9 protein-coding genes are annotated in these 7313 nt (G+C 35.2%); 5 read left to right on the top strand and 4 right to left on the bottom strand.

What is annotated here, in order from left to right:
• The 4 genes from ACILQF_RS08600 to ACILQF_RS08615 form a co-directional block, all read left to right on the top strand.
• A partial coding sequence (locus tag ACILQF_RS08600) for a D-alanyl-D-alanine carboxypeptidase (RefSeq protein ID WP_395627008.1) occupies positions 1–686 on the top strand: 686 nt, incomplete at its 5' end.
• A 3-nt stretch (positions 687–689) separates the two neighbouring features.
• Positions 690–1085: a hypothetical protein gene (locus tag ACILQF_RS08605; RefSeq protein WP_395627009.1), complete on the top strand. Its 396-nt coding sequence runs from the start codon at positions 690–692 to the stop codon at positions 1083–1085.
• Between the two features lie 101 nt (positions 1086–1186).
• Entirely contained in the window at positions 1187–1723 is a 537-nt protein-coding gene (locus ACILQF_RS08610) for a phosphoglycerate mutase family protein (RefSeq protein WP_395627010.1), read from the top strand.
• 15 nt (positions 1724–1738) lie between these two features.
• Complete coding sequence (locus tag ACILQF_RS08615; protein WP_395627011.1) at positions 1739–2758, top strand: aminotransferase class I/II-fold pyridoxal phosphate-dependent enzyme; 1020 nt, start codon at positions 1739–1741, stop codon at positions 2756–2758.
• Positions 2759–2763: 5 nt separating this feature from the next.
• On the opposite strand, the gene ACILQF_RS08620 is transcribed toward ACILQF_RS08615, so the two are convergent.
• The 4 genes from ACILQF_RS08620 to ACILQF_RS08635 form a co-directional block, all read right to left on the bottom strand.
• Positions 2764–3441, bottom strand: a complete 678-nt coding sequence (locus tag ACILQF_RS08620) for a M15 family metallopeptidase (protein ID WP_395627012.1) — start codon at positions 3439–3441, stop codon at positions 2764–2766.
• Entirely contained in the window at positions 3441–4652 is a 1212-nt protein-coding gene (locus ACILQF_RS08625) for an alanine dehydrogenase (RefSeq protein ID WP_395627013.1), read from the bottom strand. Before ACILQF_RS08625 ends, ACILQF_RS08620 begins: the two co-directional genes overlap by 1 nt.
• Positions 4653–4723: 71 nt before the next feature.
• Positions 4724–5143: a tRNA (adenosine(37)-N6)-threonylcarbamoyltransferase complex ATPase subunit type 1 TsaE gene (gene tsaE / locus ACILQF_RS08630; RefSeq protein ID WP_395627014.1), complete on the bottom strand. Its 420-nt coding sequence runs from the start codon at positions 5141–5143 to the stop codon at positions 4724–4726.
• A gap of 18 nt (positions 5144–5161) precedes the next feature.
• The gene (locus ACILQF_RS08635) at positions 5162–6715 is read right to left on the bottom strand and encodes a PglZ domain-containing protein (protein WP_395627015.1); all 1554 of its coding nucleotides are present in this window, start codon (positions 6713–6715) and stop codon (positions 5162–5164) included.
• 95 nt (positions 6716–6810) lie between these two features.
• Between ACILQF_RS08635 and ACILQF_RS08640 the strand changes: the two genes are divergently transcribed.
• The coding region (locus tag ACILQF_RS08640; protein WP_395627016.1) for an HD domain-containing protein at positions 6811–7313 on the top strand (503 nt) is incomplete at its 3' end.

The following is a 7313-nucleotide window of genomic DNA, read 5'->3' on the forward strand; positions in this document are numbered from 1 at the left end:
TTAACAATGAATTTCACATTCCTAATATTTCCATCCCATCCGGTTTTAGTCAAACCGTACCCTTCAAAGTAACGGATCAATTAGTTGGTGATTTATTGAAACAAAGCTTTCCTAATTTCGCTGGAATCACCCCCCTGAAAAAGCCCTTGGATGCCAAAACCTGGTACAGTATACCTTCAGACACATTGTTTCGCTACATGCTTTTGCCTAGTGATAATTTCATTGCCGAGCATATTTTATTGAATATTGCCGCAACCAGGGGTATGGAAATGAATACTTCCGTGGTGATTGATTATGTAATTAAAAATTATTTGTCTGATTTGCCAGATAAGCCCCTTTGGGTGGATGGATCTGGTCTTTCTCGACAAAATTTGTTTACCCCTCGCGCTATGGTTAAGCTCTGCGAAAAGATATATGATGAGGTTTCGGATGAGGAAAGATTATTTGATTTATTACCTCAAGGTGGAAAGACAGGCACTCTTAAAAATCTTTTTAAATCGGAAAAACCCTATGTTTTTGCTAAAACAGGAAGTCTTTCAAATAATCATAATTTGAGTGGTTATCTAGTTACCCGCAAAGGAAAAAAATATATATTTTCCTTTATGAATAATAATTTTACAGTTCCGACCGTTGTGATTAGACCGGAAATGGAAAAAATAATTAACTTAATTCATCAAAATAATTAAACAATGAAAAAATTTATTATTTTATTCATAGCTACCTTAGTAGTTTCTTGCTCAGATTCTTCAGATTGTGGAGATATTGTGTGTACAATGGAGTTTAGAATGATAACCGTGAAGTTTGTGGATACAAATGGTAGTCCACAGATAGTTAAGGATTTTAAAGTTGTAAATAAGCGAACGGGAGAGATAATAACCCCAGTTAGTGATATGACTAATCAGGGTCTTTACGTAGTAGCTAGCGACTCCGATATTTTAAAACTTTCAGAAAAAGGGGATAATGTGCTCGTTTCTGCAACCGATTCAAAAACAAATGCTAAAGTTCAAGCAGAGTACCTTATTGCTGGAGGTGTTTGCAGCTGTCATGTTACTAAAATTTCGGGTCCCGATACCGTAAAGCTTTAATTTTAAATAGTCTATAAAATTGTTCTATTTGAACCATTGAGCTATATTTGATTCCGGGATTGACTTAAAACTGACTTTAGCTCATTTATTTATCACCCCCAATGAAAAAAATCATATTAATTTTATTTTTATCAATCTGCTCCTATGCTTGTAGTAATGCAATTCCAAGTACTACAACTATTTATATTGTGAGACATGCTGAGAAAGATATTAGCAATTCCAAAAACCAAGATCCGGAATTAAGTGAAATCGGACAAGCGAGAGTAAAAGCCTTAAATGAAAAACTAAAAAATCAAAAAATTGATGCGGTATTTTCATCAAAATTTAAACGTACCAAGCAAACCGGTGCGGGTGTTGCAGAACGAAATGGGCTTATAATTCAAGAGTATGATGCACATAATTACAAAGACCTATCGGATCTAGTAATAAATAAGTTTAAAAACAAAAAGGTTTTAATTATAGGGCATTCAAACACTGTGCTTGAACTCATTGAATCATTCGGTGCTAATCGTCCATTAGGAGCATTAACAGATGATGATTATGACTTTTTCTTTGAAGTAAAAATTGACCACATGGGCAAGGCTGCTCTAAGCACAAGTCAGTATGGAAAGCCACATCGTAATCCTATAGTAAAATAAGGGGGCAAAAGATAAATGGCTTCAGATCCGAATAAACTTTTTTTTAGTGGTACTGCTTATCTGGGAATGCCATTTAATGAAGATTTCAGAAAATTAGTTTTTGAGGGCATGGAGTTATATGGTATAAATCATGGAGCTTCACGGAACAATAATATCACTCTTGACATTTTTTCGGAGGCTGAGAAAGTAGCTGCGAAACGGTTTTTATCTGACGATTCTATTCTTGTTTCAAGTGGTTATTTGGCAGCACAATTGGTGATTCAGCACTACCACGGAAGTCACCAATTCCTTTATGCCCCAGAATCTCACCCAGCTTTGTATTTTGGTGCTCCCTTAATTTCTAAAACAAAATATACCGATTGGGTGGAGCAAGCTATTAAAGAGATAAATAGCGCTAAAAAGCCTATACTAATAATTAGTAATGCTTTAAATAATTTAACACCTGAAATTTTCGATTTTGCTTGGCTTTCGAGAATCGATTTGGAACGTGAAGTAGTTGTTTTAGTTGACGATTCTCATGGCGTCGGAATTATGGGTGAAAAAGGTGAAGGCACTTATTCCAAAATTCCAGAGCTTCCTAATATTCAAAAAATAGTGATTTCGTCGATGGCAAAGGCACTTGGTATAGATGCAGGTTTAATTCTTGCTAATTCAGCCCTAATCAATAAACTTCGAACTTCACCAGTTTATGCAGGAAGTTCACCACCCTCACCGGGAATTCTTTATGCTTTTGTTCATTCAGAACATACTTATAATCAAGAACTTATAAAGCTTAGGAAAAACATAAATAATTTTATAGCAATGTTAACAATCGGAGACGGTATGTTTTTTATTAAAGATTTCCCTGTTTTCCTTGTAGAAAATCAAGCCCTTGCTGAGGGTATTTTAACAAAAGGAATACATATATCCTCTTTTCCTTATCCAGATCCACAAGGGAAAAAACTTAATAGAATTGTGTTAAGCAGTGTACACAAAATGGGAGAGCTTGAGATATTAGCGGATACGATTAATATCCTAAATTCAAGAAATTTTTAATTTATTTAGAGCTCCTCGAAGGGAATATCCATAATTTCAAAGTTTTTCCAACCATTGAAATCAAAATGCCACCATTCATTGTTTAAAACCTTGAATCCATACTTTTCCATGGTTTTTGTGAGCAATTCTCTGTTTTTTATTACTTGTTCCGAAAGTTTGTTAAAATCTGCTGCTGCTTCAGGAGCAAAGCTGTCGTATGGCGTGGGCATTTCTAGTTCTTTACCACTTTTTAAATTTATCAGGGTAAGATCTATTGCGCATCCTCGATTATGTCTTGATCCATCTTTCGGATTAGCAACAAAACTTTTATCGCTTGCGATATTATAAAATGTAACGGTTACGCTGTATGGGCGATATCCATCGAATATTTTTAAGCCAATTCCCGATTTATTTAACTCATTTTGAACGTTCCGAAGAGCTTCAACAACTGGAAGTCGGGCAAATGCTCTAGCCTGTTTATACACCGCTTTTTTTGCAAAATTATTTTTGGTGGCGTAACGTATATCCAGTTTGATATTTGGTATCCATTTTTTTATTTCGACAAGCTCTTTGTTTTTATCAGATTTAACAGAAGATTCATAAGCATGTTTCTCATTTATTATAAACAAGTTTGATGCATTATTTTGTTGCGCCCTTGTTCCGAGGGTAAAAAAAAGGAGGATAAATAAAATAAAAGTGCGCATTACCTTTGAGATACAATTAGAAGATCAAGATCTTTCATGGGGATATTAAAACGATTGGAGAGGTCTTTATTGGTAAGTTTACCCTGATAGAGATAAATGGCATTCCTAATTCCAGGTCTTTCCCAAATGAGGTTCATTAGCCCACCCATTTCACCAATATCAATGATGATGGGTGAAAAAATATTGGTTAGCGCATAGCTTGCTGTTCTTGAAACCCTCGAAGCAATATTGGGAACACAATAGTGAATTACATCGTGTTTTCTGAAGGTTGGTACTTTATGATTGGTGATTTTTGAGGTTTCAAAACAACCACCCTGATCAATACTTACGTCAATTATTACAGAGTTTGGTTTCATTTTACTCACCGTTTCTTCTGTCACAATACAAGGACTACGACCATGTTCTGCGCGAATTGCGCCTATGGCAACATCACAGCACCAAAGAGCTTTCTCGAGAACAGCGGGCTGAATAACAGAAGTAAAAACTCGGCTACCTATATTATTTTGCAGCCTTCGAAGTTTATAAAGTGAACTATCAAAAACCTTAACTTCTGCTCCTAGGGCAAGTGCTGTTCTTGCGGCATATTCACCTACCGTGCCGGCACCTAAAATAACTATTTCGGTTGGAGGAACACCTGTTATTCCACCTAACATTAGACCCTTTCCTTCAAAAACATTACTCAAGTATTCGGCAGCAATTAATACAGATGTTGCCCCAACAATTTCGCTCATTGCTCGTACCACACTTAAAACATTGCCTTCATCCCTAAGATATTCAAAAGACAGAGCGGTAATATTTTTCTTCATCAAGGCTTGAAGATACTCTACCCTTGTTGTTGACATTTGAAGAGCTGAGAATAAGACCTGCCCCATTTTCATCATAGCTATTTCTTCCTCCGTTGGTGGAGCTATTTTGATGATTATATCAGCTTTAAAAACCTCCTTTTTATCGTAAGTGATTTTGGCACCCTGTTCGCTAAAGTGGTTATCTAGAAAATTAGCTGCCAACCCAGCGCCAGCTTCAATTACAACCTCATGTCCATTTTGGATTAATAATCCTACAGATAAAGGGGTAAGCGCTATTCTATTTTCTTGAAATGATGTTTCCTTAGGAATACCAATGTAAAGGCTATTTTTTTTTCTTTTAACTTCTAACATCGCCTCTTGCGGTTGCATCATGGCCTGTCTTGCAATGTCTGACAATTCACTCATTTTTTGGGTTTTATAAGTTTCAGGAAGATACGATTTTTTTAAAAATTAGCTTAGGTATAAAATCAAGGTTATCAATGTTTTTGAGCTGATATTTTCCTTGTCCCCATTTCATTTTCAATTATTTTTATTTTAACAAAACTTTCTGGCCATAAATTGGGAATCATTTCAGGCCATTCAATAAAACAATAATCTCCTGACACGAGATACTCTTCAAATCCAAGATCGAAGGCTTCAGATTCGTTTTTAATTCGAAAAAAATCGAAATGGTAAACTTTTCCATGTGGGTAAACATATTCATTAACAAGAGAATAGGTCGGACTACTCACATTTTCGAGTATTCCTAACTGTAGGCAAATCGACTTAATTAGGCTTGTTTTTCCGGCACCCATTTCGCCTTGAAATAAAAATATTTTTTCACTGCCAGCAAAATTGAGTAGCGATACTGCAGCCTCCTTAAGTTTGCTTTCATTGTCAATTAGAATTTCCATCATTCAAAAGTACAGAAAGAATTATTTAGGACTATAAATTACAAAAGGAACAATCATCTCCTCCATTGAAATACCCCCATGCTGAAACGTTTCATTAAAGTAATTAACAAAATGGTTGTAATTGTTCGGATAAACGAAATATCCGTCCTCCTTCGCGAAAATAAAACTAGAGCTCATGTGCAGCTTTGGAAGCATTGCTTCATGTGGGTTCTTAATGTGAAAAACTTCTTTTGCATTATAGTTTAGATTTTTACCCTGTTTATAACGCAGGTTTGAATTAGTATTTCTATCGCCAACTACTTTACTTGGATGTTTAACCCTAATTGTGCCATGGTCGGTTGTAATAATAAGCTTTATATTTTTTTGAGATAGTTTTTTTAAGAGGTCGAGAAGTGGCGAGTGTTCAAACCAGGATAGTGTTAATGACCTATATGCTGCTTCATCATTTGCTAATTCTCTAATCATTGCCATATCGGTACGGGCATGAGAGAGCATGTCCACAAAATTATAAACAATTACATTAAGGTCGTTTGACATTAAATTATTGACGTTTTCATTAATATTTTTCCCTTGTTCAAAGGTTAATATCTTGTGGTAAGAATGCTTGCATTCTTTACGCATCACCCTTTGGATCTGATCAGCAAGAAATTTTTCTTCAAAAAGATTTTTACCGCCCTCGTCTTCATCGTTCTGCCACATTTCTGGAAAGCGTCGCTCCATTTCTAAGGGCATTAAACCAGAAAAAATAGCATTTCTTGCATATTGCGTAGCGGTTGGTAAAATGCTATAATAGGTATCCTCCTCTTCAATGCGATAATAATCTACTAAGATAGAATTGATCATTTTCCATTGATCATATCTTAGATTATCGATTAGTATAAAAAATGTAGGTTTTTTTGGCTCCATGGCTGGAAAAACCTTTTTAGTAAATAATTGGTTGGAAGTAATTGGACCAGTTTCCGGATTCTTAATCCACTTAAGATAGTTTTTTTCAATAAACTTTGAAAATTGAACGTTAGCCTCAGATTTCTGCACAGTTAATATTTCGTGCATTCCTTCATCTTCCAACTTTTCTAGAGATAGCTCCCAATAAACCAACTTTTTATAAAAATCTATCCATTCCGAAAAACTAAGATTTTCATTAATTGTCATCCCCAGTGTTCTAAAATCTTGACGATAAGCCATGGATGTTTTTTCGCTCACAAGGCGTTTATTATCAATAAGTTTCTTTATCGTAAGAAGAATTTGTTTTGGGTTTACTGGTTTAATTAGATAATCGTCAATTTTAAATCCGATAGCATCCTCCATCATGTATTCCTCTTCATTTTTAGTGATGAGTACAATTGGAATATCCGGATCTATCGTTTTTATTTTGGCAAGAGTTTCAAGTCCGGTTAATCCCGGCATGTTTTCATCCAAAAAGACCAAATCAAAATTTTCTTTTTTGAAACAGTCAAGTGCATCATTGCCATTAGTTACAGTTTTGATTTTGTAACCTTTTTCGTTAAGAAATAGTATATGTGGTTTTAAAAGGTCGATCTCATCGTCGGCCCATAATATGGTTGTTTCCTGCATTGCACAGTAAATTTAGCAATTATTAGACCAATGAGATTAATTAAACGTTCAATTGTCATTAAAAATAACAATTTTTGTAGCCTAAGGTTCGCATCTTGAATAAGAAAAAAATAATAAATGATCCTGTTTATGGTTTTATCACCATCCCATCTGATTTGGTGTTTGACCTTATACAGCACCCTTATGTACAGCGATTACGATACATAAAACAGTTGGGTATGACTCACTTGGTATATCCAGGGGCTTTACATACGCGTTTTCATCATGCATTAGGTGCTATGCATTTGATGGGTTTTGCTATAGAAACTATAAAAAGCAAGGGGCAAGCCATATCTTTTGAAGAGGAGCAGGCAGTAACTATTGCTATTTTACTTCATGATATTGGTCACGGGCCATTTTCGCATGCTTTGGAACATACCATTGTGGATGGGGTTTCGCATGAACACATTTCCACACTTTTGATGGATAATTTAAATCGTGAGTTTGGCGGAAAGCTTGAATTGGCTCTAGAAATTTTTAATAATCGTTATCATAAAAAATTTCTACACCAATTGGTATCCGGACAATTAGACCTCGATCGAATGGATTATTTGAATAG

Source organism: Daejeonella sp. (assembly GCF_044232565.1).
In the GTDB taxonomy this organism is placed as follows: domain Bacteria; phylum Bacteroidota; class Bacteroidia; order Sphingobacteriales; family Sphingobacteriaceae; genus Daejeonella.

Coding starts and splice junctions, on each gene's coding strand:
- ACILQF_RS08615 (WP_395627011.1), top strand. CDS start 1,739: ATGGCTTCAGATCCGAATAAACTTTTTTTTAGTGGTACTGCTTATCTG.
- ACILQF_RS08625 (WP_395627013.1), bottom strand. CDS start 4,652: ATGAGTGAATTGTCAGACATTGCAAGACAGGCCATGATGCAACCGCAA.
- tsaE (WP_395627014.1), bottom strand. CDS start 5,143: ATGATGGAAATTCTAATTGACAATGAAAGCAAACTTAAGGAGGCTGCA.
- ACILQF_RS08635 (WP_395627015.1), bottom strand. CDS start 6,715: ATGCAGGAAACAACCATATTATGGGCCGACGATGAGATCGACCTTTTA.
- ACILQF_RS08605 (WP_395627009.1), top strand. CDS start 690: ATGAAAAAATTTATTATTTTATTCATAGCTACCTTAGTAGTTTCTTGC.
- ACILQF_RS08610 (WP_395627010.1), top strand. CDS start 1,187: ATGAAAAAAATCATATTAATTTTATTTTTATCAATCTGCTCCTATGCT.
- ACILQF_RS08620 (WP_395627012.1), bottom strand. CDS start 3,441: ATGCGCACTTTTATTTTATTTATCCTCCTTTTTTTTACCCTCGGAACA.